This window comes from Nonomuraea sp. ZG12, from assembly GCF_052068115.1.
Lineage (GTDB): Bacteria > Actinomycetota > Actinomycetes > Streptosporangiales > Streptosporangiaceae > Nonomuraea.
Genome location: NZ_JBQHCW010000001.1, coordinates 841,020 through 866,249 on the forward strand (window position 1 = coordinate 841,020; position 25,230 = coordinate 866,249).

A 25,230-nucleotide genomic window follows, 5' to 3' on the forward strand; every position below is an offset into this window, starting at 1 on the left:
GGTGTGCTCCATGCTCTCACGGGAAGGCCGCCGGCAAGCTGGGACTGCGCAATGCTGGGTGATATACAACGTTTGTCGCTAGGGTCAGTGCCGACCACGTTGACATAGAGGTGAGAACGTTGCGGCACTTAGCTGGTTTGCTCATCGGAGTTGTGGTGACCGCGGCCGTGCTGGGAGGCGGGGGCTGGGCCGTCCAGCAGTCTCTCGCCGGTGCCCAGGGCAATCCGGCGGGTGGGCAGCAACTGTGGATCGCCCTCGGTGCGATGGCCGCGGTGGGCCTGGTCGTGGGCCTGGTGGTGGCGGGCAGGGTGTCGCCGCTGGCCACGTTCGTCCCCTCGATGGTGCTGCTCGCCTGGACCGTCGTCTACGCGCTGGACATGAACCGGGCGCTGTCCCTCGTCCCGGACGCGCCGTCGATGCACGAGATCGTCAGGCAGGCCGCCACCGGCTCCAGGACCCTGCTCACCAGCGGCGTGTACGCCCTGCTCGGCGTGGCCCTGTTCATCCCCGTGCTGATGCCGTCACGCTGGTCGCGCGACCACGACGACGAGGACGACGAGTACGAGCAGACCTCCGACGAGGGCGGCTACTACTGACCCTCACCGCTCGCTCGTGTACGGGTGCGTGACCTCGTGTACAGGTGCGTGACCACGTCCTCGATGCTCGCGTGGCCGGGCGCCGAGGCCATCAGCTCGTCCAGCGTGCCGTCGAAGGCCAGCCGCCCGTGGTCGATCAGCATCACCCGGCGGCACAGGCGCTCGATGTCGCCCAGGTCGTGCGTGGTCAGCAGCACGGTGGTGCCCCGCTCGGCGTTCAGCCGGGCCAGGAACGCCCGGATGCTCGCCTTGCTGACCACGTCCAGCCCGATGCTGGGCTCGTCGAGCACCAGCACGTCCGGGTCGTGCAGCAGCGAGGCGGTCAGGTCGCCGCGCATCCGCTGCCCCAGGCTGAGCTGACGCACCGGAGTGCGCAGGAACGCGCCCAGATCCAGCGTCTCGGTCAGCTCCGCCAGCCTGGCCGCGAACACCTTGCGATCTACTTTGTAAAGGAGCCGGATCAGTTCAAAGCTGTCCTTGAGCGGCAGATCCCACCACAGCGTGGTGCGCTGCCCGAACACCACGCCGATGCGCCGGGCGAGCGTCGTGCGCCGCCGCGAGGGGTCCAGCCCCGCCACCCGCACCGTGCCCGAGCTGGGGGTGAGGATGCCGCACAGCATCTTGATCGTGGTGGACTTGCCGGCCCCGTTGGGGCCGAGGTAGCCGACGAACTCTCCCGGCGCGACGGTGAACGACAGGTCCTGTACGGCGTGCACGATCGTGCGCCTCACCTTGAAGGCACGGCCGGCGCGGTCAAGCTCGATCATGGTCAACTCCCCGTGGATCGATAGCGGCGGATGCCCTGCCGCCAGGCGAACCCGGCCAGCAGGGCGAGAACCAGGGCCGCGGCGGGCCCGAGGAAACGCAGGAACTCCGGCGTGCCGAACGGGTCGTCCCGGCCCAGCACGTACAGGCCCGGCTGCCAGTTGATGAAGGCCAGCGGCAGCACGTACGTCGCTCCGCGCACCAGGTCGTGGCCGTAGACGTTCAGCGGGTACTGGGTGAGCTGCTGGCCGCCGTAGGTGAAGGCGTTGGCCACCTCGGGCGCGTCGGTCAGCAGGAACTGCAGCGCGCCGGCCAGCGTCCAGAGCGCGGCGAAGATGACCACCCCGCAGCCGACCATGACGGGCACCATCCAGAGCCGCCGCCCGTCGAGGTCCAGCGCCCCGAGCGCGTGGCCGAGCACGGCCCCGGCCAGCACCACACGGCCGAACCGGGTCGGGACGAACCGGTCGGTGGCGATCTGGATCCAGGGGCTCACCGGCCGGATCAGGAAGGTGTCCATGGTGCCGGCCTTGATGTGCTGGCTGATCCGGTCGAGGTTGCTGACGAACAGGTCGCAGAGGGTGAAGGCGAGACCGGCGGCGCCGTACAGGAAGAGCACCTCGTCGCGGGAGAAGCCGCCGAGCGTGGTGGTGTTGGCGAAGACCACCAGGATCACCGCGAGGTCGAGCGCGCCGGTGACGCAGCCGAACACGACCATGAGCGCGAACGAGGCCGGGTAGGCGGCGGCCGCGCGGGTCCACGTCCAGGCCAGCAGGACGTACGTCCTAACCACCCTGGATCACCACCTTGTAGCGGATCGCGCGGGTGGCGAGCGCGCCCAGGCCGATCAGCGTCGCGGCCCAGAACGCCTGGAAGGCCAGGGTGTCCAGGACGGGCGCCTTGCCGAGGTAGAGGTCGGCGGGGGCCTGGACCATGGCCGCCCACGGCAGCGCCCTGGCCAGCTCGCCCAGCCAGCCGGGGAAGATCGTCAAGGGCAGCATCATGCCGCTGAAGAACGTGCTGAGCACCAGGGACAGCACGTTGACGCCGCGGTCGTCGGCGAGCCAGCAGACCGACAGCGCCACCAGATAGCGCCAGCCGAAGCTGGTCAGCACGGCGAGCAGGAGACCGGCGAGGAATCCCGCCCACTGCGTCGCGCCGGTGGGCGTCACGAGGCCGAACAGGACCGCGCCGAGCAGCATCGGCGGCAGGCCGCGGGCGAGGAGCAGGAAGGCCGCCCGCCCGAGGTCCTCGGCCAGTGACCAGGCCTGCAGCGGGGCGGGCCGGACGAGGTCGAGGGCGATGTCGCCGCTGCGGATGCGCTCGGGGATGGTCAGGCCGCCGCCGAAGAGCTGCATGGGGGCGATGAAGGCCTGGGTGATGAAGCAGAAGGTGACGGCGTCGGCGACGTCGTAGCCCGCCAGGCCGGGCCTGGCCTGCCACAGTGCGATGAGGATGTAGGCCCGCAGGACGCCGAACACGCTGTTGGTGAAGGCGCCGGCGAGCGCTCCGGTGAGGTAGGCGGCGTGTTTTCTGAAGCCGTACCGGACGAGCCGGGCGTAGAGCGGAATGACGTGACACCTCCGGACTGTGCGGGCGCGGTCACTGACCGTGTCCGGGCCCGCGCACGCGGGCGTGGCTGGAAAAGGCAGCCTGGAATTATCCGGTTTCCGCCCGGTGCGGCGCAACGCATATATGACGTGCCTACCGGCGGGTAGAGCGTCGTTCCGCTGGGAAGGGGATCATTGGAGGACCGTTATGCACCTGGACAGGGACGTCACCCCGGACTACCCGCTGAGCTGGCAGGCGCGCGCGCTCACCGGCCTCATGCACGGCACCTTCAAGCCCGCCTCCCACCTGCTGCTGCGTCACTCCCTCGCGCTCGACGCCGCCGCCCGGCTGGGCGAGCTGGTCAGGCTGGTGCCGGTGGGCATGCCCGAGCACGCGAGCGTGGCGCCGGCGGCCTTCGCCGCGTGCGGCGGCGAGTGGATCCGCGCCGGGCAGCGGTCCGACGAGGGCTACGAGGGCAGGGTGCTGCTCTACCTGCACGGCGGCGGCTACTTCTCCTGCTCGCCGAGGACGCACCGGCCCATCACCTGGCGGCTGTCGGTGGTGGCCCGCCGTCCGGTGCTGGCCCTGGACTACCGGCAGGGCCCGGCGCACAACCTCGCCGACTCGCTCGCCGACGCGCTGGACGCCTACGACTGCCTGCTGAAGCGTGGGCACGACGCCGCCGACGTGATCATCGCGGGCGACTCGGCGGGCGGTCATCTGACGCTGGCGACCCTGCTGGCGCTGCGTGACCGTGGCCTTCCCCTGCCTGTTGCGGCCATCTGCCTGTCGCCGTGGGCCGATCTGACGGACTTCCCCCGGCGTGCCAACCGCTGGCAGGACCCCATGCTCGCGGCGGGGCGGGTGCGCTGGCTGGCCCGCCGCTGGACCTCCGGCCTGGACCCGTGCGACCCGCTCGTGTCGCCGGTGCTCGGCGACTTCACCGGCCTGCCGCCGCTGATGATCGTCACCGGGTCGACCGAGGTGCTCAGGGACGAGGCGCACCGCGTCGCCGTCCGCGCCCGGGAGGGCGGGGTGCCGGTGACCTACGAGGAGTGGCCGCACATGCCGCACGTCTTCCCGATCCTGGCGGACGTGCTGCCGGAGGCGCGGCTGGCCTTCCGGCACATGGCCTCCTTCCTGGCCGTCGCGGCGGGGGTGGCGGGGCCGGTGACGGAGGGCGACGTCGCGGCCTGATCAGCGCATGCCGAACAGGAAGCGGGTCACCGGGGTGCGCCGGACCAGCACGTCGTAGGCGGCGAAGGTGAGGGCGAGCGAGGCGACGACGATGACCGCGAACTTCACCGCGACGGGCGCGCGCCAGCCGACGACGACGTAGGCGACGCCGACGACGACCGGCTGGTGCAGGATGTAGACGGGCAGCACAGCGCCGGCCAGATAGTCGTACATCCGGCGCGGGCGTCCATCCCGCTCGGCGGCTTCCCCAGTGGCTTCCCCAGTGGCTTCCTGAGTGGCTTCCTCTGTGGCGGGCGTGTGGCGGCGCCGGTCGAGCAGGCCGAGGATCGCGACCAGCCAGCACCAGCCGGCCGCGCCGTACAGGATGCGGGCGGTCGTCGCCAGCGGCGACAGGTCCATGAACGGGTCGGCGCCGGGTGTTTCGCCCGCGATGAGGAACAGCGGCGTCCCGGCCCCCGCCAGCGCGATCCCGAGCACCGCCGCCACCACCGCGTCGCGGCGCATCGCCTCGCGCAGCCGCGCGTCGGCCGCGAGCGCGAACCCGGACAGGAAGAACAGCAGGTACGCCCACCGGCTCCAGCCGCCGTAGTCCTCCTCCACCCCCAGCAGGGCGGAGACCAACGCGACGGGCGCGGCGGGCAGCAGCACCATGCCGCGCCGCCGGGCCGCCCAGCCCAGCCCGTCGCGGATCCGGCGGCCGAGACCGGGCGGCACCCGGCGGGCGAGCCCCGCGAGCAGCAGCGAATAGACCAGCAGCAGCACCACGAACCACAGGTGGCCGGTCTCGTAAGAGGCGCCCTGGAGGATGAAGGGGAACTCCGACGGCTCCAGCCGCACCTCGAAGAAGTGCGGCCAGAACCGCGCGTAGGAGTCGTGGTAGGCGGGGTCGGCCCTGAGCCGCAGCCACTGCGGGAACGGAAGCAGCACGAGCGTGGCGAACACCAGCGGGACGCCGAGCCGGCGTAACCGCTCCAGCGCGAACCCGCCCGCGCCCCTGCGGCGCAGCGAGTGCCACGCGCCGAGGCCGGACACCAGGAACAGCAGGGGCATCGCCCAGATGACGCAGAGCGCGGCGAAGATCGTGGTGAGCTCGGTGGTCTCGGCGTTGCGCACGTAGAAGTCGCCGTCGGTCTCGAACACCAGCGAGGAGTGGAAGAACACCAGGCCGACCACCACCAGGGCGCGCAGCGCGTCCAGCTCCGGGCGCCGCGCGCTCCGCGGAGGAGGATGCGCCGTCATCGTCTGCCTCCGATCCCTCTGACTGATCATTCTGCTGGCTGCCGGACAGGGGCGCCAGGTAAGCCGCGAATCGGGCAGAAGGCCACGGGCAGGGGAGATATTGCGGGCGCGTCAGCGGTTTCCCGGCGCGGAGCATGTAAGTTAGGTATACCTAACTAAGGAGTCGTCCGTATGGCTGAGAAGCCAAGGGATCACCATAGAGGCGTCGTGCTGCGTACCGAGCGCATCTCGCCGCACATGATCCGGGTCATCGTCGGGGGTGACGGCCTGCGCGACTTCGCCACCACCTCCGACTGCACCGACCACTACGTGAAAGTCGTCTTCCCGCACGAAGGGGTCGACTATCCCCGACCCTTCAGCGTCCAGCAGGTACGTGAGACCATGCCGCGCGAGCTGTGGCCCCGCCTGCGCACCTACACCGTCCGGGCGTGGGACCCGCACAGCCGTGAGCTGACGCTCGACTTCGTCTACCACGGTGACGAGGGCCTGGCCGGACCCTGGGCAGCCCGCGCCGTGCCGGGCGACGAGATCCTCATGCTCGGCCCCGGCGGCGGTTACGCCCCCGACCCCACCGCCGACTGGCACCTGCTCGTCGGCGACGAGAGCGCGCTGCCCGCCATCGCCGCCTCCCTGGAGGCGATGCCCGAAGGGGCCAGGGCGCACGCGTTCGTCGAGGTGGAGGGGCCCGCGGAGGAGATCAAGGTGCGGACGTACGGCGACGTGCACCTCACCTGGCTCTACCGCAACGGCCGCCGGGTCGGTGAGGCGCTGGTCGAAGCGGTGCGCGGGCTGGAGTTGCCGGGCGGCGACGTGCAGGCGTTCGTGCACGGGGAGGCGGGCTTCGTCAAGGAGCTCCGCCGCCTGCTGCGGGTGGAGGCCGGGGTGCCGATGGCGCGGCTGTCCATCTCCGGCTACTGGCGGCTCGGGGTGGACGACGAGGCCTGGCGGGCGGTCAAGAAGGACTGGAACCAGCAGGTCGAGACCGAAGAGGCCGCCGAACTCGGCTGACGCCCCTGCAGACCATCCCGTCACACCACTTACTCCCCCAAAAGGTACGAAAGCCTTACCTCCGATACCGCTTGTGAACGTCATGCGCCACCACCTGATCAGGAGGGCCACAGTGTGGCTTGCCGGGTTCCTGACAGGAGAGGCGAACGTGGATGGCGCGTGGTGCGAGCGACCTGCCCTCGGGCGTGCGGCCGCTGACGGTGGGCGACCCGGTCATGATCGGCCGGCACCTGCTGCTCGGCCGCCTCGGTGTCGGCGGCATGGGCATCGTCTATCTGGCCGAGCCTCCCGGAGGCGGCTTCGTCGCGCTCAAGACGCCGCACGCGCCGCACCTGAAGGATCCCACGCTCCGCGCCCGTTTCGCCGAGGAAGTGGCCTTCTCGCGCAGGATGGTGCCGTTCTGTACGGCCGCGGTCATCGAGGACGGCGTGGACGGGGACCGTCCCTACCTGGTGACGGAGTACCTCCCGGGCCCGGCGTTGTCCCAGGTCATCGCGGCCCGTGGCGCGCTGACCCCCGATCTCGCCTACGGGGTGGCCCTCGGCGCGGTGGCGGCGCTGGTCGCCGTGCACGACGCGGCCCTGGTACACCGGGACCTCAAGCCGGGCAACGTGCTCCTGTCCCCGCGTGGCCCCCGGGTGATCGACTTCGGCATCGCCCGTGACGTCGACACGCTCTTCGCGCACACACAGGCCGGGCAGGTCATGGGCAGCCACGGCTGGGTGGCGCCCGAGTGCCTGACCGGCGGCCCGGCGGTGCCCGCCTCCGACGTGTTCGCGTGGGGCTGCCTGGTCGCCTTCGCCGCCACCGGCCATCACCCTTTCGGCGGCGGCGAGCCCGATGAGCTCGCCAGGCGCATCCTGTTCGAGGAGCCGCGCGTGGCGAGCGTCCCCGGACTCCTTCGCCCCGCCGTGGTGGCGGCTCTGGCGAAGGACGCCGCCGACCGTCCCAAGGCGGCCGACCTCCTGCGCGCGCTGCTGGCGGGCGGCGGGGTGGGCGAGCCCGGGGACCTGCGCGCGGCGGTCGGCGGCGTGCTGGAGGAGATCTGGAGTGCCGTCCCGTACCCGGCGGGAGGGGGCCGGGTACGGGACGGCATTCCAGCGCCCGGCGGCCGGCGGGCACCGGATCGCGGTGCGGCCGGTGCCGCCGGTGCCGCCGGCGTGGTCGTGGACCGCCGGGCGGTCGAGGTCGTCGTGGATCGCGGGCCGGTCGTGGTGGCGCCCGTGGCGCCTGCGCGCACCGGGCGGGCTCGGCGGCGGAGGCGGGTCAGGAGCGGCGCGCATCTGGCGCATGCCGGTCTCGCCGCCCTGGCCACGGTGTCCATCGCGGCCGTCACCGTGTTCACGGCCACCGGAGGGGAAGGGCTGAGCATCGACGGCGGGGTCCGGCCGCCGGACGAACCGCGGGTCGTGTGGTTGCACGCCACGACCGGGTCGGCGAGACGCCCGCCGGCCTCCCGGACCGCCGACGCGCCCGCCGCCACCCCTACCGTCGCGGCTCCGACCGCCGCCGTCCCGACCCCCGGCGTCCGGGAGGCCGCCACCCCCACGGCCCCGGTGACGCGCACCCGGGGAACGGCTCCGTTCGCCGTGGTCGGCCCTCCACTGGAGCGGCACGCCACCAAGCCCCCTCCGGACGACGATCCCGTGGGCGTCCCCGGCGGTGAGGAGCCGGGCGCCTGCGTGAACCGGCCACGTACCAGGCGTGGCCGACCGGACTGCCCTCGGCCGTCGGTGTCCATCAGCACCATCCCGCAGGACGGCCCCGGCGAGTCACCGGGCCCGTCGGCGTCCGATCCGGCCACTCCGACGGCGACCGCCGCCCCCACCTCGTGACAGTCGGGTACCCGCCTCTTCTCTGAAGATCGCCGTCCCGAGCTCTCGCGACGGTCGGGTACCCGCCTCTTCCCGCGGTGACCGTCCTGAGCTCTGTTGGCGGTCGAGTACCCACCTTTTTGTGGGTACTTGTCGGTAAGTCCGGGTGGCCTGAAGCTTGGTCGCAGGGGCCGACGGATCCGGAGTGGGGAGGTGCGGTGCGTCAGGAGGCCGGCTGGGACTCGGCCAGCCTCTCCAGACGGCGATGGCCCCAGTCGGAGAGGGGCGCCAGCGCCTCGGAGAGCTCGCGGCCGAACGCGGTCAGGGAGTAGAAGGTCTTCAACGGCAACACGTCGTGCACCTCGCGGCGGACCAGCCCGTCGGCCTCCATCTCCCGCAGCGTCTGAGTCAGCACCTTCTCGGTGAGGCCCGGCAGCCGCCGGCGCAGCTCGCCGGGCCGGTGCGGACCGGACTCCAGGATCCAGAGCATGATCGATTTCCACTTGCCGTCGATCACGGCGATCGCGGCGGTCACGCCGCAGACGTTCGGATCCTGGGCACGGCTGCGTGTCATTTTCATCCTTTTGATCAGTGAGGAGCTGAGGCATGACCTCGCACATGGAACAGTCTGCCGTCACCGTGCTCGGTCTGGGTCCGATGGGCCGGGCCCTGGCCGCCGCCTTCCTGGACGCGGGCCTGCGGGTCACGCTCTGGAACCGGACGCCGGGCAAGGACCGGGAGCTGGCCGAGCGGGGCGCGGTCGCCGCCGGGTCGCCGGAGGAGGCGGTCGCCGCGAGCCGGTTGACCGTGGTCTGCGTGGTGAACTACGACGCGGCCGACGCCGTGCTGCGCCGCGCCGCCGTGGCCGAGGCGCTCAAGGGGCGCACGGTGGCGAACCTGACCGCCGACACCCCCGGCCGGGCCCGGGACAGCGCGGCCTGGGCGGCCGAGCACGGCATCGGATACCTGGACGGCGCGATCATGACGCCGACCACGACCATCGGCACACCGGACGCGGTGTTCCTGCACAGCGGCCCGGAGGAGCTCTACCGGGAGCACCGGCCGGTGCTGGACGCCCTGGGCGGCGCCCACACCCACCTCGGCGCCGACATCGGCCGGGCGGCGGCGTACGACATCGCCCTGCTGGACATCTTCTGGACCGCGATGACGGGCTATGCGCACGCGCTGGCCGTGGCGCGGGCCGAGGGGATCACCGCGCGGGAGCTGGCGCCGTTCGCGCAGGGCATCGGCGCGATCCTGCCGCCGATCTTCGCGCAGACCGCGGACGAAGTGGACAGCGGCCGGTTCTCCGGCGCGGACAACCCGATCACCTCGGCCGCGTCGTCCATGGCTCACATCGTGCACGCCTCCGAGGGCCATGGCATCGACGCGGGCGTGATGCGTGCGGCCGAGGGGCTGGTGCGCCGTGCCATCGGACGGGGGCACGGCACGGACGGGTTCATCCGGATCACCGACGTCCTGAACCGTTCCTAGTCAATGATCAGGAGTGGGTCTTGGACCCACGTCCCGGCATTGCGTGCATCCCGAACGGTTTTGGGTGCACTGGTCTCCCGCGTTCCTCGTGTGGTCCCCGTTCGAGTACGTGCATCATGTGCACGCTCCGTAGCGGGTGGGCGGGTTTCCTCACGTCCTCGGACACCTGGCTCGGCCTGGACGGTCCGATGCCCCACGCGATCGCTCTGGTCGTGTGAGGGCGGTGCCGTCCGTCGCCGGATCGGGTGCCCGAGGGCGCGTCGCCCGATCGCGATACCGGCGGCATCGTGACGGGACATTGTGCGGCGCGGGGAGACCAGTGGCTTTTGCCAGTGCTGGTTTCCCCACTGAGAGGTATAGGCGGGATCGACCGCAACGATGGACAGACCCGCTTCGGCGGCCATCGAGATCAGCCGGGCCTTGAGCTTGCCGGTGGGCATGCCGGAGATCAACTGACGGAACCGCTTCTTACGGCCGTGCTTCTCACGGGTCTTCTCGGCGGTGAAGTCGAGGTCTTCAAGCGCGATGGCAGCCACGCCGCAGCTCTTGGCCCAGTGCAGGACTCGGGTGATGGCGTGCCGGATTTGCGCGTCACGGTGATCGGCCGACCCGGACAGGTCGTAGGAGAACCGGTGCGGCTCACCGACCGGGTTGCCGTGCCGGTCGAGCCGGTAGGTGGCAAAGTGATCGGCGTTGGTGTCGACACCGACCATGCCGTTCGCGCGGGCGGTCTCCAGCGGGATGGTCGTGACGACCGGGCGTTGCCAGGATGCGGTCAGGTACCAGCGTCCCCGTGCCACGTCGAGGTGGATGCGGTAGGCCACGGCCCGGTTGCTGTCGATCCTGTCGCGCCACTCGTGTCCTCGATGCGCGAAGGTGACCTTGGAGGCGAGGATGTACCGGCCGTGCTCGCTGTTGGCCAAGTGCGCCAACGGGGCCGGGAGCTTGATGGAGACTTCGCCGTCCGGGGTGAGGCGGATCGTCTCGTTGCCGAAGCGTTTGCCCGACTCTCCATCGGCGGCGAGGAACCAGCGCTCAGCTTCCCACCGCTGCCGCCACTCATGCTCGGTGAGCTGGGCTTTGTCGAGGTTGTGGCGGGTGCCCAGCAGGCGCCTGCCGCCGCGCACCACATGCACGCGCCCATCTTCGCGATCGGTGCGGGCCCTTTCGAGGCGGTGCTGAAGGATGTGCAGGCGACGGGACTTGTGGAACCACTCGCCCTTCGAGCGGTAGCCGCCCGCAGCCCATTTGGTGCCCCTATCCCCGAGCGGCTGCGACAGCCGGTGCATCAGCATGCGCACACCGGCTTCGAGGGTTTCCATGTGGGCGAGCTGGCAACGGCGCGACAGAGCCCACTGATCGTGCGTGGCCTTCGTGATCGACCCGGCCCACCGGGACGAAGACTCGGAAGTCAGCCGCTGCTTACGGGCCGCCCATTTCTCCGAGTCGTGATCGCTTCCGTCCGCGCAGCGTGCCTTGAGGTCCAGCGACGCCAGCGTGCCCAGGTGATCACCGATCAGCCGCAACACCCGATCGTCGGCGATCGTGAGGTTCTTGAGACGGTCGCGTATCGCCACACCGGACGGGCCGAGGGCGACGAACGGCGCATCGATGGCGCGCAGCCGCTTCTTCTTCTTCGGCCTCTCACTCATCGGCAGCCGCCGCTTCCAGGGCCTTCTTCGCCCGCCTCTTCGCCGAGGGGCGACCGTACAGGCGGGCGCAGAACGAGGTCAGCACCTCAACCATGTCCCGCACGAGATCGTCTTCGACTTCACCGTCATCCAGGACGACAAGACGACGACCAGCGGCTTCGAGGGCGGCTTCGACGAGTTCGGTGTTCATCCGGCCCAGCCGGTCACGATGCTCGACCACCACGGTCGTCACCTTCGCATCGGCCAGCAGACGACGGGCCTTCGTGCGCCCGCCGTTCATACCGGACGCGACCTCGGACTCGACACGAACGACTGTGTGCCCCGCCGTCGCCGCCCACTGCGACAGTCGGGCGACCTGGCGGTCCAGATCCGCCTTCTGATCGTGGGAGGAGACGCGGGCATACAGACCCACACCTCCGGTCACCGGCGGCGAGGTGTTCGCGTCGATGTTGACCAGAATCGTGCGTGGCCCCACTCGCTCCGCAGGAACCGGCAACGTGCCCTCACGGAACCACCGGTACGCGGTGCGGGGAGCAATTCCCTGCGCTCGCGCCCATTCCGTCAGATTCACAAGCCAAGACACTACAACACTCTTCAACAGTTAAGGTCACTCATGAACACTCAACCAGCAACAGTTGCCAACCCCCGCTGAGCGGACGGCCAGCCACTGTTCTGGACCTACGATGAGTGGCCGCGCCGGCCAGGGGAAAGGCCGGCGCGGCCGTCGCCGGGGGAACCTACCCATGCCCTGGAGGTGGCCGGCGAGATCGGGGCGGGCTCAGTGGGCGAACTGCTCCTCCTCGGTGGAGCCCCTGAGCGCCGTCGTCGAGGAGTCGGGGGCGACGGCCGTGCTGACCAGGTCGAAGTAGCCGGTGCCGACCTCCCGCTGGTGACGGGTGGCGGTGTAGCCCTGCGCCTCGGCGGCGAACTCGGCCTCCTGCAGCTCCACGTACGCGCTCATGCCGTCGGTCGCGTACCCCTGGGCGAGGTTGAACATCGAGTAGTTCAGCGAGTGGAACCCGGCCAGCGTGATGAACTGGAACTTGTACCCCATGTGCCCCAGCTCCCGCTGGAACTTGGCGATGGTGGAGTCGTCCAGGTGCTGCTTCCAGTTGAAGGACGGTGAGCAGTTGTAGGCCAGCAGCTGGTCGGGATACTCCGCCTTGATCGCCTCGGCGAAGCGGCGGGCGACGTCGAGGTCCGGGGTGCCGGTCTCCATCCAGAGGAGCTCGGAGTGCGGGGCGTAGGCCAGGCCGCGGGCGACGCAGGCCTCCAGGCCGTTGCGGACGCGGTAGAAGCCCTCGGCGGTGCGCTCGCCGGTGGTGAACGCCTGGTCGCGGGGGTCCACGTCACTGGTCAGGAGCGTCGCGGCCTGGGCGTCGGTCCGCGCGATGATCAGTGAGGGAACTCCGGCGACGTCCGCGGCGAGGCGGGCGGCGTTCAGGGTCTTGACGTGCTGGCCGGTCGGGATGAGGACCTTGCCGCCGAGGTGGCCGCACTTCTTCTCGGAGGCGAGCTGGTCCTCCCAGTGCACGCCCGCCGCGCCGGCGGCGATCATGCCCTTCATGAGCTCGAAGGCGTTCAGCACGCCGCCGAAGCCGGCCTCGGCGTCGGCCACGATCGGGGCCAGCCAGTGCGGGCTGTCGGCGACGCCCTCCGACCAGGTGATCTGGTCGGCGCGCAGCAGCGCGTTGTTGATGCGGCGCACGACGGCGGGCACGGAGTTGGCCGGGTAGAGGCTCTGGTCCGGGTACGTCTGCCCGCCCAGGTTCGCGTCGGCGGCCACCTGCCAGCCAGACAGGTAGATGGCCTGCAGCCCCGCCTTCACCTGCTGCACGGCCTGGTTGCCGGTCAGCGCGCCCAGCGAGTGCACGTAGTCCTCGGTGTGCAGCAGGCGCCACAGCCGCTCGGCGCCGAGCCGGGCCAGCGTGTGCTCCTCCTGGACACTCCCGCGCAGTTTGATCACGTCTTCGGCGCTGTAGGTCCGCTCGATGCCCTCCCAGCGAGGGTCGTTGTCCCATTCGTCCTGCAGCTGCTCAGCAGGTCCCTTGAGGCGATCGTTCATCGGGTCACTCCTTTTCGTCCCCTGGGGCTCATGCCGAGTCTCTGCCCTGCCCCACACCTCCACATAGCCCATCAAGAAGAGAAAAATCGCAAGTCTTCATACTCTGTCAACTGCGACCGCGTGTTCACCGGAGAAGAAATCGGAAATTTTCCCGTTGGACTAGACCAATGTCAGCCGGGGAAAGCCGAGCCCCCCGCTCGGCCGGCGGAGATCCGCCACCCACCGGCGTAGCGGCTAGAAGATATGCGGATTTTCCGTCTAAGATGCCCGTATGGCGTCCTTGCTAGGCGAAGAACCGCTGTCTTTGACGCAAGAGCTCGATCTGATCGCGTTTGGGCAGCGTCTGCGTCACCTGCGGAAACAGCGTGGCCTCACCCTGTCCGACCTCGGCTCACGGGTCAGCAGGGCGCCCAGCCAGCTCTCGCTGCTGGAGAACGGCAAACGCGAGCCGAAGCTGTCGCTCCTCAAGTCGCTGGCCGCCGCACTCGGCGTCCCCGTGGAGGAGCTGCTGCGCAGGCAGCCGCCGAACCGGCGCGCCCAGCTGGAGATCGCCCTGGAAGAGGCGCAGCGCGACCCCATCTACGCCGGGCTCGGCCTGCCGCGGCTCAAGGTCTCCGCGCGCGTGCCCAACGACGTGCTGGAGCACCTGCTCGGTCTGTACGGCGAGCTGCGCGCCAGGCAGGCCAGGGGCACGGCCACCCCGGAGGAGGCCAGGGCGGCCAACGCCGAGCTGCGGCGCCGGCAGCGCGAGGTGGGCAACTACTTCCCCGACATCGAGAAGGCGGCCGGTGAAGCGCTGGCCGCGGTCGGCTACCGGGGCGGCGCCCTGTCCCAGAGCGTGATCCAGGGCCTGGTGACCCACTTCGGCTACACCGTCCACACCGCCCAGGACCTGCCCAGATCGGTGCGATCCATCACCGACCTCCGCAACAGCCGCATCTACGTCAAGCACGAGCAGCTCGGCATGCACACCCCGCGCACGATCCTGCTCCAGACGCTCGGCCACCTCGCGCTCGGCCACGGCAAGCCGCGCGACTTCGCCGACTTCCTGCGCCAGCGGACCGAGGCCAACTACTTCGCCGCCGCGGTCCTCGTACCGGAGAAGGCCGCCACCGTTTACCTGCAGGAGGCCAAGGCGGAGCGGGCGCTGTCGGTGGAGGACCTGCGCGACGTGTTCGCCGTCTCCTACGAGATGGCCGCGCACCGCTTCACCAACCTGGCCACCCACCACCTCGACCTGGTCTGCCACTTCGTGCGCAACGACGCGGGCGGCATCATCTACAAGGCCTACGAGAACGACGGCATCGTCTTCCCCGCCGACGAGCAGGGCGCGATCGAGGGGCAGCGGATGTGCCTGCAGTGGTCGGGGCGGCAGGTCTTCACCTCGCCCGACCGCTTCTCGGTCTTCTACCAGTACTCCGACTCGCCCACCGGCACCTTCTTCTGCGTGGCCCACGTGGACCCGTCCCGGGAGCGGGACTTCGCGATCACCCTGGGCGTGCCGTTCAAGGAGTCGCGCTGGTTCCGCGGCCGCGAGACCACCAACCGCACCAAGTCGAGCTGCCCCAACGGCGAATGCTGCCGCCGGCCGCCCACCGACCTGGCCGAACGCTGGGAGGGGTACGCCTGGCCGTCGGCCCGCGCGAACTCGCACGTGCTCGCCGCCCTGCCGCCCGGCTCGTTCCCCGGCGTGGACGAGGCGGACGTTTACACCTTCCTGGAGCGGCACGCGGCCCTGAGCTGACGACTAGCCGGGCTGAAAAGCGGGGATAAAGCCTGATGAACGGGGGTGGTCGTATGCTGCCTGAAGTTCATCGCTGGTTGCGGCGCCGCACATCCAGCGTCGCGGACTGGCCGGTCGGATCGCTGGTCGAGGCGAAGGGGAATCTCACCGTCAGCGTGGTGCTCCCGGCACGCGACGAACGGGAGACCGTGGGGGAGATCGTTCAGCTCATCCGGCGGGAGCTGGCCTGTCTCGTGGACGAGATTGTGGTGATCGACTCGCGCTCCACCGACGACACCGCGGCGGTGGCCGCGCGGGCGGGCGCCGCCGTGCACGCTCAGGACGACATCCTGCCGGAGTTGCCGCCCCTCGACGGCAAGGGGGAGGCGTTGTGGAAGTCGCTGGCGGTCACCACGGGTGACATCGTGGCCTTCGTAGACGCCGATATCCGGAAATTTCGCTCTTCGCTGGTGAGTGGGGTACTGGGGCCGCTGCTGACCGACTCCACCGTGGCCTACGCCAAGGGCTGCTACGACCGCCCGTTCGACGGCGCCCCCACCGGCGGCGGCCGGGTCACCGAGCTGGTCGCCCGCCCGCTGATCAACCTGCACTGGCCGCTGCTGTCCGGCTTCGTCCAGCCGCTCGCCGGCGAGTACGCGGGCCGCCGCTCGGCGCTGGAGCGGGTGCCCTTCCTCACCCGGTACGGGGTCGAACTCGGGCTGCTCATCGACCTGCTGGACCTGGCGGGGCTGGACGCGTTCGCCCAGGTGGACCTCGGCTCCCGCGAGCACGCCCCGCAGTCGACGGAGGCCCTGGGCGGCATGGCCGGGCAGATCATGCTGGCCGCCTGGTCCCGCCTGCGACGCCAGGGCAAGATCGACGCGTGGCATGTCCCCTCGCCCTGCCTCGACCAGTTCCGGCGGGCCTGCGTCGGCCACGAGATCGTCTCCAGCGACATCACGATCGCCGAACGCCCGCCGATGCTCACCCTCACCACCCGCTGAGCCGCCCGCTGAACTGCCCGCTAGGCCGCCCGCCTGGGCCGCCCGCCTGTTCTGCCCCTGGCTGTATTGTCCCTGCTGTTCGTTCCTGATTCGAGAAGGGGGTCGGCATGGCGTGCCGGATCAGTGAATTGGTGCTCGAATGCAGTGACCCGGAGCGGCTGGCCGCGTTCTGGTGTGAGGTGCTCGGCTTCGGCGTGATCGGGCGGGAGGAGGGGGCGGTCGAGATCGGGCCCGCCGAGGGGTTCGGCGGCCTCCAGCCGACGCTGGTGTTCAGCCCGTCCGAGGAGCCCAAGCGCCAGCAGCTGCGGCTGCACATCGACGTCAACCCCACCGATCGCGACCAGGACGCCGAGCTCGAACGACTGCTGGCCGCCGGGGCGACGCGCGCGGACGTCGGGCAGACAGGCGAGGAGCCCTGGCACGTCCTCGCCGACCCTGAGGGCAACGAGTTCTGCCTGCTCCGCCGCCGCCTTCCTTGACTTTCCGAGCGTACCTACTGGCCAGTAGGGTATTACCGTGTCGGAAATTTCAGGAAGTAACGGTATGAGCGGCTTCGGCCTCGATCTCGGCGAGGACGTCACCGAGGTGCGCGACTGGGTGCACGCCTTCGCCCGCGACGTCATCCGCCCGGCCGGCGCCGAATGGGACGAACGCGAGGAAACCCCCTGGCCCGTCATCCAGGAAGCCGCCAAGATCGGCCTTTACTCCTTGGACTTCTTCGCCACCCAGTGGTTCGAGCCGAGCGGGCTGGCGCTCCCGGTCGCGTTCGAGGAGCTGTTCTGAGGGGACGCGGGCATCGGCCTGTCGCTCGTCGGCACCGGCCTGGCCGCCGCCGCCCTGTCCGCCAACGGCGCCCCCGAGCAGATGGGGGAGTGGCTGCCGCAGATGTTCGGCACCGAGAACGACGTCAAACTGGGCGCCTTCTGCGCCTCCGAGCCCGACGCCGGCTCTGACATCGGCTCCATCCGCACCCGGGCCACCTACGACAACGGCGACTGGGTGCTCAACGGCGTCAAGACCTGGGTGACGAACGGCGGCATCGCCAACGTCCACGTCGTCGTCGCCTCGGTGGACCCCGGCCTCGGCACCCGGGGCCAGGCCACCTTCGTCATCCCGCCGGGCACGCCAGGTCTGTCCATGGGCCAGAAGTTCGCCAAGCACGGCATCCGCGCCTCCCACACGGCCGAGGTCGTCCTGGACCACGTCCGCGTGCCCGGCTCCTGCCTCCTCGGCGGCAAGGAGAAACTGGACGCCCGCCTGGCCAGGGTCCGCAACGGCGAACGGGCCGGCGAGCAGGGAGCCATGCGCACCTTCGAGACCACCCGCCCCACGGTCGCCGCCATGGCGGTGGGCATCTCCCGCGCGGCCTACGAGTACGCCAGGGACTACGCCCGCGAACGTGAGCAGTTCGGCCGCAAGATCGGCGAGAACCAGGCCATCGCCTTCCTCCTGGCCGACATGGCGACCCGCGTGGACACCGCACGCCTGCTCACCTGGCGCGCCGCCTGGATGGCCAGGCAGGGCAGACCCTTCGAACAGGCGGAGGGCTCGATGTCGAAACTGGTGGCGGGGGAGACAGCCGTCTGGGTGACGGAGCAGGCGATCCAGATCCTCGGCGGGGCCGGATACACCCGCGACCATCCGGTGGAGCGCTTCCACCGGGACGCCAAGATCTTCACCATCTTCGAGGGCACCAGCGAGATCCAGCGCCTGATCATCGGCCGCGCCGTCACCGGCCTGCAGGTCCGCTGACGCGACGCGACGCGACGCGACGCGACGCGACGGGGCCAGGACGGTGCCGGGTTCGCGACGAAAGACGTAGGGCCGTTACGGCGTTCCGCCGCGAGCGTTCCGTCATTCCGCGCTTCCTTCCCGAACCGCTGATCCTTACCGTGGTCAATCGACGACCATGCCCATGACCGGTGAGGACCCAAGGTGAGCAGGCAGCCGCCGACCGCGATGAGACCCACGGGCCGCTCCGCCGTCGCCACGCGCAGGCCGGAGGCCGGGCGCATGCGGGTGATGGGCATCGTGAACGCGACTCCCGACTCGTTCTGGCCGGGCAGCAGGTACGAGACGACGGAGCGGGCGATCGCCGCCGGCAGGCGCGCCTTCGAGGCGGGCGCCTGGGCGGTGGACGTCGGCGGCGAGTCCACCCGGCCCGGCGCCGAGCCGGTCTCCGTGGACGAGGAGCTCGACCGGGTCAGACCCGTCATATCGGCCCTGGCCACCGTGGGCAGGGTGTCGGTCGACACCCGTCACCCCGAGGTGGCCGAGGTGGCCGTACACGAAGGCGCGTCCTTGATCAACGACGTGTCGGGCACGCTGCACGCCGTGGCCGCCCGGCTCGGGGCCGGCTACATCGGCATGCACGCGCACACCGTGCCCGTCCTGCGCGACGTGTTCCCCGTCTACGACGATGTCCACTCCGAGGTCGCCGCCTACCTTCGGTCGCTCGCGGCGACCGCCCGGGCCGACGGGGTCGAGGAGATGTGGATCGATCCCGGCATCGGCTTCGGCAAGGACACCGAGGACACCGTCACCCTCCTGCGGCGGCTGCCCGAGCTCTGCTCCCTCGGCGTCCCCGTCGCGCTCGGCGTCAGCCGCAAGTCCTTCATCGGCAAGGTGACCGGCCGGGACGTCGGCGACCGGCTGGCCGGCTCGCTCGCCATGGTCGGACCGGCGTGGTCGGCGGGCGTCGACCTCATCAGGGTGCACGACGTCCCGGAGACCCTCGACACGATCGCCCTGCTCGACGCGGTGTGGGGCCGCGCCGCCGACAGGTGACCCGCGTCACGGGAGAGCGGCGCGCAGACATTCTCCGGTACGTGAATCGCGCGCGTCGAGAAGGCCCGGTGGAGTGCCCTCGTACATCACCCGGCCCCCGGCGCCGCCCCCTCCGGGACCGAGGTCGATGATCCAGTCGGCGTTCTTGACCACGTCCAGGTCGTGCTCGACGACCACGACGGAGTTCCCGCCGTCCACCAGGTTGTCGATGACGGCCAGGAGATGCGAGATGTCTGACATGTGCAGGCCGGTGGTGGGCTCGTCCAGCACGTAGACGGAGCCCCGCTCACCCAGCCGGGTGGCGAGCTTGAGGCGCTGGCACTCGCCGCCGGACAGGGTGTTGAGCGGCTGGCCGAGCCGCAGGTAGCCGAGGCCGACGTCGACCAGCGAGCCGAGGGTCCGTGCGATGCGCTGCTCGGTGAAGAACGCGGACGCCTCGGCGGCGCTCAGCGCGAGGACCTCGCTGATGTCGAGCCCCCGCAGCCTGTGGCCGAGGACCTCCTCGGTGAAGCGCCTGCCGGAGCAGGTCTCGCAGAGCGTGACCATGGGGTCCAGGAAGGCGAGGTCGGTGTAGATGACGCCCTCGCCCTGGCAGGCGGGGCAGGCGCCGGCGGAGTTGAAGCTGAACAGCGAGGCGCTGACCTGGTTGGCCCTGGCGAAGAGCCGGCGGATGTCGTCCAGGACGCCGGTGTACGTCGCCGGGTTGGCGCGCCGGTTGGTGGTGACCGCGGACTGGTCGATGATCACCGCACCGGGGTGCTGGGCGCGGAAGACCTGATGGACCAGGGTGCTCTTGCCCGAGCCGGCGACTCCGGTGACGACCGTGAGGACCCCGGTCGGGATCCGTACGGTGATGTTCCTGAGGTTGTGCAGGCAGGCGCCGGCGATCGTCAGGTGGCCGGTGGGGGTGCGGAACTCCCGCTTCATGGGGAGCCGGTCGCGCATGCAGAGGCCGGTGCGGGTGCCGGCGGCCTGGAGGCCCTGGACGTCGCCCTGGTAGACGATCTCGCCGCCGTGCTGCCCGGCGCCGGGACCGAGGTCGATGACGTGGTCGGCGATCTCGATGACGTCGCGGTCGTGCTCCACCACCAGCACCGTGTTGCCCTTGTCGCGCAGTCGCCGCATGAGGGTGGTGAGCCTGCTGACGTCGTGCGGGTGCAGGCCGATCGTCGGCTCGTCGAAGATGTAGGCCACCTCGACCAGGGAGCTGTTGAGGTGGCGGATCATCTTGACGCGCTGGGACTCCCCGCCGGACAGGGTGGCGGTCTCCCGGCTGAGCGTCAGGTAGTCCAGGCCGAGCTCGATCAGGTGGCCGAGCCGTTCGAGAAGGTTGTCGCGCAGGGTCGTCACCCGCGGCGAGGTGATGTCGCGGACGGCGGCGGCCAGGTCGCCGATCTCCAGGGCGGCGAGTTCGGCGATGTTGCGCCCGTCGATCCGGCAGGCGAGCGCGTCCTTGTTGAGCCGCCGGCCGTCGCAGGTGGGGCAGGCCGAGACCGAGACGACGCGCTCCAGCGCGGCGCGGTTCTTCGCGCTCATCTCCTCGGGACTCTTACGGATGTACAGCCGGTCGAACTTCGGGATCAGGCCCTCGAACGTGGCGGTGATCTGCCCGCCCTTCCAGTCCAGCGGCACCGATCCTTCCGCGCCGCGCAGGAGGGTGTCCCACTCGGCCTCGGTGTAGTCGCGCAGCTTGCGGTCGTTGTCGAACAGCCCGGAGTTGGCGTACAGCTTCCAGAACCAGCCGCCCACGGCGAACGCGGGATGCCCGATGGCGCCTTCGTTGAGCGAGCGCGAGGTGTCGAGCAGCTTGTCCAGGTCGAGCTGGACCCTTCTGCCGAGCCCTTCGCAGTCCAGGCACATGCCGGCGGGGTCGTTGAAGGAGAAGGCGTTGGAGTGGCCGGCGCCCGGCTCGCCGATCCGGGAGAACAGCAGGCGGAGCAGGGCGTACAGGTCGGTGATGGTGCCGACGGTGGAGCGGGAGTTGCCGCCGAGGCGTTTCTGGTCGACCACGATCGCGGTGGACAGGCCCTCGATGACGTCCGCGTCCGGCCGGCCGTAGCGGGGCAGGCGGTTGCGGGCGAAGGCGGTGAACGTCTCGTTGAGCTGCCGCTGGGATTCGGCCGCGATGGTGTCGAAGACCAGCGACGACTTCCCCGAGCCGGACACCCCGGTGAACACGGTGATCACGTGCTTGGGCACCTGGACCGAGATGTTCTTGAGGTTGTTCTCCCGTGCGCCGACGATCGTGATCATGCTTCCCCGTCCCTGCTCCTGGCCTGTCCGGGCACGGTAGAGGAGAACCAGGTCGGTTGCTTTCCGCATTCGACGGGCGCGCGCCTGCCTAGGGTGGGGCGTATGCCTGTGCGTACGTGGGTGGTCGTGGTGTTCACCGATGAGGAGGGGGGCTCGCCGGCCGGTTCCGGGGTGCTCGTCGCCGATGGGCAGGTGCTGACCAGCGCGCACGTGGTCCCGGAGGACGGCGTCTGCTGGGTGGCCTTCCCCCTGTCGGACGACGGCCTGACCCTGTTCCGCGCGGAGTGCGCCGGCAGGCGCGACGAGATCGGGGCCGACGTGGCGCTCCTCGCCCTGACCGGGCCGTGGCCGCCGGACGTGGAGCCGGCCCCGCTGGCCCGCGTGAAGGACACGGCCCTGAAGGACACGCCCTGGACGGCGTACGGATTCCCCGACGGCAGCCCGTTCGCCACCCAGGCGGGAGGCACGGTCGGCGCGCAGGCCGGTTACGGCTGGGTGGCGTTGCGCACCGAGTCCCGCCACCCGCTCGCCCGGGGCTTCAGCGGCTCCGGGCTGTGGTCCGAGCGCCACCAGGCCGTCGTCGGGATTCTCGGCCGGTACGAGTCCACCCAGGGCGACGGCCTGGCCCTCACCCTGCACACGGTCGACCGCCTGCTGCCGGGGGCGAGGCTGGGGTACCGCGCGGAGCGGGCGGGGGAGTTGGCCATGACCGCCTGGGGGTGGTCGCTGACCGATGATCCCGAGGCGGGGCGGCACTGGCGGCCACGGGCTCGCGGGGTCTCCCGCGACAGCGAGCGCGGTCACCGCTTCACCGGCCGCGCCGAGGTGCTGAGCCGCGTCGTCGCCTGGCTGGACAGCGAGCGGCCCGCCTACAGCGCGCTCGTGGTGACCGGTTCGCCCGGCGTGGGGAAATCGGCGGTCCTCGGCCGGGTCGTCACCACCGCCGATCCGGCCCTCCGCGCCGAGTTGCCCGGCTCCGACACCGCCGTCCGGGCCACGCCGGGCTCGGTCGGCTGCGCCGTGCACGCCAAGGGCAAGACCGCGCTGGACGTCGCCGCCGAGATCGCCCGAGCAGCGGGGGTGCCCCGGCCGGAGCGGCTGGAGGACCTGGTCACGGCGCTGAGCGCCGGGTCCAGGCTCAACCTGATCATCGACGCGCTCGACGAGGCCGGCACGCCCGCCCAGGCGCGCGAGCTCATCACCGGCCTGGTGGTGCCGCTGGCGGAGACCTGCCCGGCCGTGCAGATCGTCGTGGGGTGCCGCCGCCGCGATGACGAGGGCGATCTGCTGCTCCGCTTCGGGCGGGCCGGTGAGCTTCTCGACCTGGACGATCCCGCGCTGTTCCGCGAGGCCGACCTCGCCACGTACGCGCTGGCCACCCTCCGATCCGCCCGCTCGGACGGCAACCCGTACCTGGAGGACGGCCCGGCCCGCCCGATCGCCGACCGGATCGCGGCGCTGTCGGCGGGCAACTTCCTGGTCGCCGGGCTCATGGCCCGCGCGCACGGACTGCACGACACCGTCGCCGTCGGCCCCGGCGAGCTGTCCTTCAGCCCCACCGTCGACGGCGCGCTGCGCGACTACCTGGCCAAGCTGGGTCCCGAGGCCGGCGACCTGCTGACCGCGCTGGCCTTCGCGCGGTCGCCGGGCCTGAGCGTCGAGCTGTGGCAGACGGCGATCCGGGCGCTGTACGGACGGACGCCCGGCCGGGAGGCACTGCTCAGGTTCGCCGGATCCTCGGCCGCCAACTTCCTGGTGGAGTCCGGACGGGTGTACCGGCTCTTCCACCAGGCGCTCAACGACACGTTGCTGGCCGCCAGGGCCGAGTTCCACCCGCGCGAGGACGACGAACGGGCCCTCGCCAGGGCGTTCCTCGCGTACGGCGTCCGCACCGGCTGGGCGTCCGCCCCGGACTACCTGAAGCGCTCGCTGCCCCAGCACGCGGCCGACGGGGGAGTGCTGGACGAGTTGCTCGCCGTGGACGACCTCCCGCTGCACGCCGACCTGATGCGGCTGATCCCGCTCGCGCGCGGCGCGGTCACCCCGGAGGGCAAGCGGCGCGCCCGCCTGCTGCGCAGCGCCCCGCAGGCGGTGGCCGCGGACCCGGACGAGCGGCTGGGGGTGCTGAGCATCGCCGAGGCCCTGGACGGTCTCGGGGACGCCTACCAGCGGATGCCGCACCCCTCGCCGTACCGGGCGAGGTGGGCGCGGGTCGAACCCCGGCTGATGGAGACGGTCCTCACCGGCCATGACGCCCCGGTCAGCGGCGCCTGCGCCGTGACCGTCGACGACCGCACCCTCCTGGCCACCGCCGGCGAGGACGCGACCGTGCGCCTGTGGGATCCCGCCACGGGCACGCAGGTGCGCACCCTCACCGGGCACACGGCGAGCGTCACCGCCGTCCTCGCGTTCACCCTCGCGGGCCGCACGGTGCTGGCCACCGCCGGCATGGACAGGACCGTGCGGACCTGGGACCCCGCCACGGGCGCCCACCTGCGGACCTACCGGGGGCACACCTACGGGGTCACCGGCCTGTGCACGCTGACGGCGGACGGCCGCACCCTGCTGGTCTCCACCAGCGACGACCGGACGGCCCGGATCTGGGACCCGGCCACCGGCCGCTGCCTGCGCATGCTGTCCGGGCACGCCCGTGAGGTCACCGCTGTCTGCGCCGTCACCCTCGGCGGCCGCGAGCTGCCGGCCACCGCGAGCCAGGACAGGACCATCCGCCTGTGGGATCCGGACACCGGCGCCTGCCTGCACACCTTCGCCGGTCACACCGAGGGGACCAGAGGCCACTCGCACCGCGTCACCGGCCTGTGCGCCCTCACCGTGGACGGCCGTGCCCTGCTCGCCTCCACCAGCCGCGACAGGACCATCCGGCTGTGGGACCTGGCCACCGGCTCCTGCCTGCACACCCTGACCGGGCACACCAGTGAGGTGACCTTCGCCTGCCCCGTCACCGTGGACGGGCGCACGCTGCTGGTCACCACGGGAGGCGACAGGTTCGTCCGGATCTGGGATCCGGCGACGGGACAGCCGGTCGGCAGCCTGGGCGGCCACACCGACGCGGTCACCTCCGTCTGCGCCCTCACCGCCGACGGGCACCCGCTGCTGGCCACGACCGGCCGCGACCGCACCGTGCACCTGTGGGCCGCGGACGCCGCCACCCTGCGCCGCCCGCACCGGACGCTCCCGTACGGAGTCACCGGCCTCTGCCCGACCAGCGTCGACGACCGGCCCGCGCTGGTGACGACGGGCCGCGACAGCACGGTCTACCTGTGGGATCCGGAGACGGGCGAGCACCTGCGCAGCCTCACCGGGCACACGCTCACGGTGAGCGCCGCCTGCGCCCTCGGCGGCTTGCTGGCGACCACCGGCGAGGACCGGACCGTACGGCTGTGGGATCCGGCCACCGGCGCGTGCCTGCACGTCCTGACCGGGCACGACAAGGGCGTCACCGCCGCGTGCGCCGTCCAGGGGATGCTGGTGACGACGGGCCGCGACCAGACCGTACGGGTCTGGGACCCGGCCACCGCGACCCTCCTGCGCACCCTGACCGGCCACACCGCCGCCGTCACCGCGGCCTGCGCCATCGGCGCGAGCCTGCTCGCCACCGCGAGCCGCGACACCACGGTCCGCCTGTGGGACCCCGCGACCGGCGTGGAGCGTGGCGTCTTCGTCGCGCACGAGCGGGCGGCGGTCACCGGCCTGTGCGCCCTTCGGTACGACCACCGCCCGCTCCTGGTCACCACGAGCCGCGATCGGACGGCCAGACTGTGGGACCCGGCCTCGGGCGAGCACCTGCTCACCTTCCGCGGGCACACCGACACGGTCAGCGCCGTCTGCCCGGTGGCCGTGGACGGCCGCGCGCTGCTCGCCACCTCCAGCTACGACCGCACGGTCCGCCTGTGGGACCCCGCGACGGGCTCGTGCCTGCGAGTCGTGCCCGTCCAGCACGAGGCTCTAGCGTTGAGCGCGATCCCCGGAGGCGTGGCGGTCGGCCTGACCGCGGGCGTGCTCGCCGTCCGGCTGTCATCGTGAGCTGGGTCGTAGTGGGAGGAACGTCGTAGTGAGAGGAA

19 protein-coding genes and 1 pseudogene are annotated in these 25,230 nt (G+C 71.2%); 11 read left to right on the forward strand and 9 right to left on the reverse strand.

What is annotated here, in order from left to right; genetic code table 11:
• Positions 1 to 155 precede the first annotated feature (155 nt).
• The gene (locus ACTMTF_RS03965; RefSeq protein WP_397000109.1) at positions 156 to 596 is read left to right on the forward strand and encodes a hypothetical protein; all 441 of its coding nucleotides are present in this window, start codon (positions 156 to 158) and stop codon (positions 594 to 596) included.
• On the opposite strand, the gene ACTMTF_RS03970 is transcribed toward ACTMTF_RS03965, so the two are convergent.
• From ACTMTF_RS03970 to ACTMTF_RS03980, 3 genes are read right to left on the reverse strand one after another with little or no spacing between them, the layout of a single operon-like run.
• Complete coding sequence (locus tag ACTMTF_RS03970) at positions 590 to 1,363, reverse strand: ABC transporter ATP-binding protein (protein WP_441109255.1); 774 nt, start codon at positions 1,361 to 1,363, stop codon at positions 590 to 592. The two genes, ACTMTF_RS03965 and ACTMTF_RS03970, sit on opposite strands and share 7 nt — an antisense overlap.
• A 2-nt stretch (positions 1,364 to 1,365) precedes the next feature.
• Positions 1,366 to 2,154 (reverse strand): ABC transporter permease, encoded by a 789-nt coding sequence (locus ACTMTF_RS03975; RefSeq protein ID WP_441109256.1) that lies wholly within the window; start codon positions 2,152 to 2,154, stop codon positions 1,366 to 1,368.
• Positions 2,147 to 3,049 (reverse strand): ABC transporter permease, encoded by a 903-nt coding sequence (locus ACTMTF_RS03980; protein WP_441109257.1) that lies wholly within the window; start codon positions 3,047 to 3,049, stop codon positions 2,147 to 2,149. The genes ACTMTF_RS03975 and ACTMTF_RS03980 overlap by 8 nt, the downstream gene beginning before the upstream one ends.
• 70 nt (positions 3,050 to 3,119) lie before the next feature.
• Here ACTMTF_RS03980 and ACTMTF_RS03985 point away from each other — a divergent pair, with 70 nt between their 5' ends.
• Positions 3,120 to 4,109, forward strand: a complete 990-nt coding sequence (locus tag ACTMTF_RS03985; RefSeq protein ID WP_441109258.1) for an alpha/beta hydrolase — start codon at positions 3,120 to 3,122, stop codon at positions 4,107 to 4,109.
• Here the strand turns inward: ACTMTF_RS03985 and ACTMTF_RS03990 are convergent, their stop codons facing one another.
• Positions 4,110 to 5,348 (reverse strand): acyltransferase family protein, encoded by a 1,239-nt coding sequence (locus ACTMTF_RS03990; RefSeq protein WP_441109259.1) that lies wholly within the window; start codon positions 5,346 to 5,348, stop codon positions 4,110 to 4,112.
• A 171-nt stretch (positions 5,349 to 5,519) separates the two neighbouring features.
• Between ACTMTF_RS03990 and ACTMTF_RS03995 the strand changes: the two genes are divergently transcribed.
• Both ACTMTF_RS03995 and ACTMTF_RS04000 read left to right on the forward strand, forming a co-directional pair.
• Positions 5,520 to 6,356 carry a siderophore-interacting protein gene (locus ACTMTF_RS03995; RefSeq protein WP_441109260.1) on the forward strand — a complete coding sequence of 279 codons (837 nt, stop codon included), beginning with the start codon at positions 5,520 to 5,522 and terminating at the stop codon, positions 6,354 to 6,356.
• A 152-nt stretch (positions 6,357 to 6,508) separates the two neighbouring features.
• On the forward strand, positions 6,509 to 8,191 hold the full coding sequence (locus tag ACTMTF_RS04000; RefSeq protein ID WP_441109261.1) for a protein kinase domain-containing protein: 1,683 nt from the start codon (positions 6,509 to 6,511) through the stop codon (positions 8,189 to 8,191).
• A 202-nt stretch (positions 8,192 to 8,393) separates the two neighbouring features.
• Here ACTMTF_RS04000 and ACTMTF_RS04005 read toward each other — a convergent pair whose 3' ends face one another.
• Positions 8,394 to 8,744: a winged helix-turn-helix transcriptional regulator gene (locus tag ACTMTF_RS04005; RefSeq protein WP_441109262.1), complete on the reverse strand. Its 351-nt coding sequence runs from the start codon at positions 8,742 to 8,744 to the stop codon at positions 8,394 to 8,396.
• 32 nt (positions 8,745 to 8,776) lie between these two features.
• Here ACTMTF_RS04005 and ACTMTF_RS04010 point away from each other — a divergent pair, with 32 nt between their 5' ends.
• Positions 8,777 to 9,664 (forward strand): NAD(P)-dependent oxidoreductase, encoded by an 888-nt coding sequence (locus ACTMTF_RS04010; protein WP_441109263.1) that lies wholly within the window; start codon positions 8,777 to 8,779, stop codon positions 9,662 to 9,664.
• Here the strand turns inward: ACTMTF_RS04010 and ACTMTF_RS04015 are convergent.
• The 3 genes from ACTMTF_RS04015 to aceA form a co-directional block, all read right to left on the reverse strand.
• Positions 9,661 to 11,316, reverse strand: a complete 1,656-nt coding sequence (locus ACTMTF_RS04015) for an IS200/IS605 family accessory protein TnpB-related protein (protein WP_441109264.1) — start codon at positions 11,314 to 11,316, stop codon at positions 9,661 to 9,663. The two genes, ACTMTF_RS04010 and ACTMTF_RS04015, sit on opposite strands and share 4 nt — an antisense overlap.
• Positions 11,309 to 11,887, reverse strand: a complete 579-nt coding sequence (locus tag ACTMTF_RS04020; protein WP_441109265.1) for an IS607 family transposase — start codon at positions 11,885 to 11,887, stop codon at positions 11,309 to 11,311. Before ACTMTF_RS04020 ends, ACTMTF_RS04015 begins: the two co-directional genes overlap by 8 nt.
• A gap of 207 nt (positions 11,888 to 12,094) precedes the next feature.
• Positions 12,095 to 13,381 (reverse strand): isocitrate lyase, encoded by a 1,287-nt coding sequence (gene aceA, locus ACTMTF_RS04025; RefSeq protein WP_441109266.1) that lies wholly within the window; start codon positions 13,379 to 13,381, stop codon positions 12,095 to 12,097.
• A 271-nt stretch (positions 13,382 to 13,652) separates the two neighbouring features.
• Here aceA and ACTMTF_RS04030 point away from each other — a divergent pair, with 271 nt between their 5' ends.
• From ACTMTF_RS04030 to folP, 5 genes and pseudogenes are all read left to right on the forward strand, one after another.
• The gene (locus ACTMTF_RS04030; RefSeq protein ID WP_397000088.1) at positions 13,653 to 15,125 is read left to right on the forward strand and encodes a helix-turn-helix domain-containing protein; all 1,473 of its coding nucleotides are present in this window, start codon (positions 13,653 to 13,655) and stop codon (positions 15,123 to 15,125) included.
• Positions 15,126 to 15,178: 53 nt separating this feature from the next.
• Positions 15,179 to 16,108 (forward strand): glucosyl-3-phosphoglycerate synthase, encoded by a 930-nt coding sequence (locus ACTMTF_RS04035; protein ID WP_441109267.1) that lies wholly within the window; start codon positions 15,179 to 15,181, stop codon positions 16,106 to 16,108.
• A gap of 107 nt (positions 16,109 to 16,215) precedes the next feature.
• Complete coding sequence (locus ACTMTF_RS04040) at positions 16,216 to 16,587, forward strand: VOC family protein (RefSeq protein WP_441109268.1); 372 nt, start codon at positions 16,216 to 16,218, stop codon at positions 16,585 to 16,587.
• Positions 16,588 to 16,651: 64 nt separating this feature from the next.
• Positions 16,652 to 17,860: pseudogene (locus tag ACTMTF_RS04045) on the forward strand (acyl-CoA dehydrogenase family protein).
• Between the two features lie 183 nt (positions 17,861 to 18,043).
• Positions 18,044 to 18,895, forward strand: a complete 852-nt coding sequence (gene folP, locus ACTMTF_RS04050) for a dihydropteroate synthase (RefSeq protein ID WP_441109269.1) — start codon at positions 18,044 to 18,046, stop codon at positions 18,893 to 18,895.
• A gap of 6 nt (positions 18,896 to 18,901) precedes the next feature.
• Here the strand turns inward: folP and ACTMTF_RS04055 are convergent, their stop codons facing one another.
• A complete protein-coding gene (locus tag ACTMTF_RS04055) occupies positions 18,902 to 21,148 on the reverse strand; it encodes an ATP-binding cassette domain-containing protein (RefSeq protein ID WP_441109270.1) in 2,247 nt (748 codons plus the stop codon).
• 102 nt (positions 21,149 to 21,250) lie between these two features.
• Between ACTMTF_RS04055 and ACTMTF_RS04060 the strand changes: the two genes are divergently transcribed.
• Complete coding sequence (locus tag ACTMTF_RS04060) at positions 21,251 to 25,192, forward strand: trypsin-like peptidase domain-containing protein (protein WP_441109271.1); 3,942 nt, start codon at positions 21,251 to 21,253, stop codon at positions 25,190 to 25,192.
• Positions 25,193 to 25,230: the final 38 nt, after the last annotated feature.

What these genes read in the sequence shown, in the direction of transcription:
- ACTMTF_RS03985 (WP_441109258.1), top strand. Translation starts at nt 3,120, where the DNA reads ATGCACCTGGACAGGGACGTCACCCCGGACTACCCGCTGAGCTGGCAG.
- ACTMTF_RS04005 (WP_441109262.1), bottom strand. Translation starts at nt 8,744, where the DNA reads ATGACACGCAGCCGTGCCCAGGATCCGAACGTCTGCGGCGTGACCGCC.
- ACTMTF_RS04060 (WP_441109271.1), top strand. Translation starts at nt 21,251, where the DNA reads ATGCCTGTGCGTACGTGGGTGGTCGTGGTGTTCACCGATGAGGAGGGG.
- ACTMTF_RS04015 (WP_441109264.1), bottom strand. Translation starts at nt 11,316, where the DNA reads ATGAGTGAGAGGCCGAAGAAGAAGAAGCGGCTGCGCGCCATCGATGCG.
- ACTMTF_RS03990 (WP_441109259.1), bottom strand. Translation starts at nt 5,348, where the DNA reads ATGACGGCGCATCCTCCTCCGCGGAGCGCGCGGCGCCCGGAGCTGGAC.
- ACTMTF_RS04035 (WP_441109267.1), top strand. Translation starts at nt 15,179, where the DNA reads ATGCTGCCTGAAGTTCATCGCTGGTTGCGGCGCCGCACATCCAGCGTC.
- ACTMTF_RS04010 (WP_441109263.1), top strand. Translation starts at nt 8,777, where the DNA reads ATGACCTCGCACATGGAACAGTCTGCCGTCACCGTGCTCGGTCTGGGT.
- ACTMTF_RS04000 (WP_441109261.1), top strand. Translation starts at nt 6,509, where the DNA reads ATGGCGCGTGGTGCGAGCGACCTGCCCTCGGGCGTGCGGCCGCTGACG.
- ACTMTF_RS03995 (WP_441109260.1), top strand. Translation starts at nt 5,520, where the DNA reads ATGGCTGAGAAGCCAAGGGATCACCATAGAGGCGTCGTGCTGCGTACC.
- aceA (WP_441109266.1), bottom strand. Translation starts at nt 13,381, where the DNA reads ATGAACGATCGCCTCAAGGGACCTGCTGAGCAGCTGCAGGACGAATGG.
- ACTMTF_RS04030 (WP_397000088.1), top strand. Translation starts at nt 13,653, where the DNA reads ATGGCGTCCTTGCTAGGCGAAGAACCGCTGTCTTTGACGCAAGAGCTC.
- ACTMTF_RS03970 (WP_441109255.1), bottom strand. Translation starts at nt 1,363, where the DNA reads ATGATCGAGCTTGACCGCGCCGGCCGTGCCTTCAAGGTGAGGCGCACG.
- ACTMTF_RS04040 (WP_441109268.1), top strand. Translation starts at nt 16,216, where the DNA reads ATGGCGTGCCGGATCAGTGAATTGGTGCTCGAATGCAGTGACCCGGAG.
- ACTMTF_RS04055 (WP_441109270.1), bottom strand. Translation starts at nt 21,148, where the DNA reads ATGATCACGATCGTCGGCGCACGGGAGAACAACCTCAAGAACATCTCG.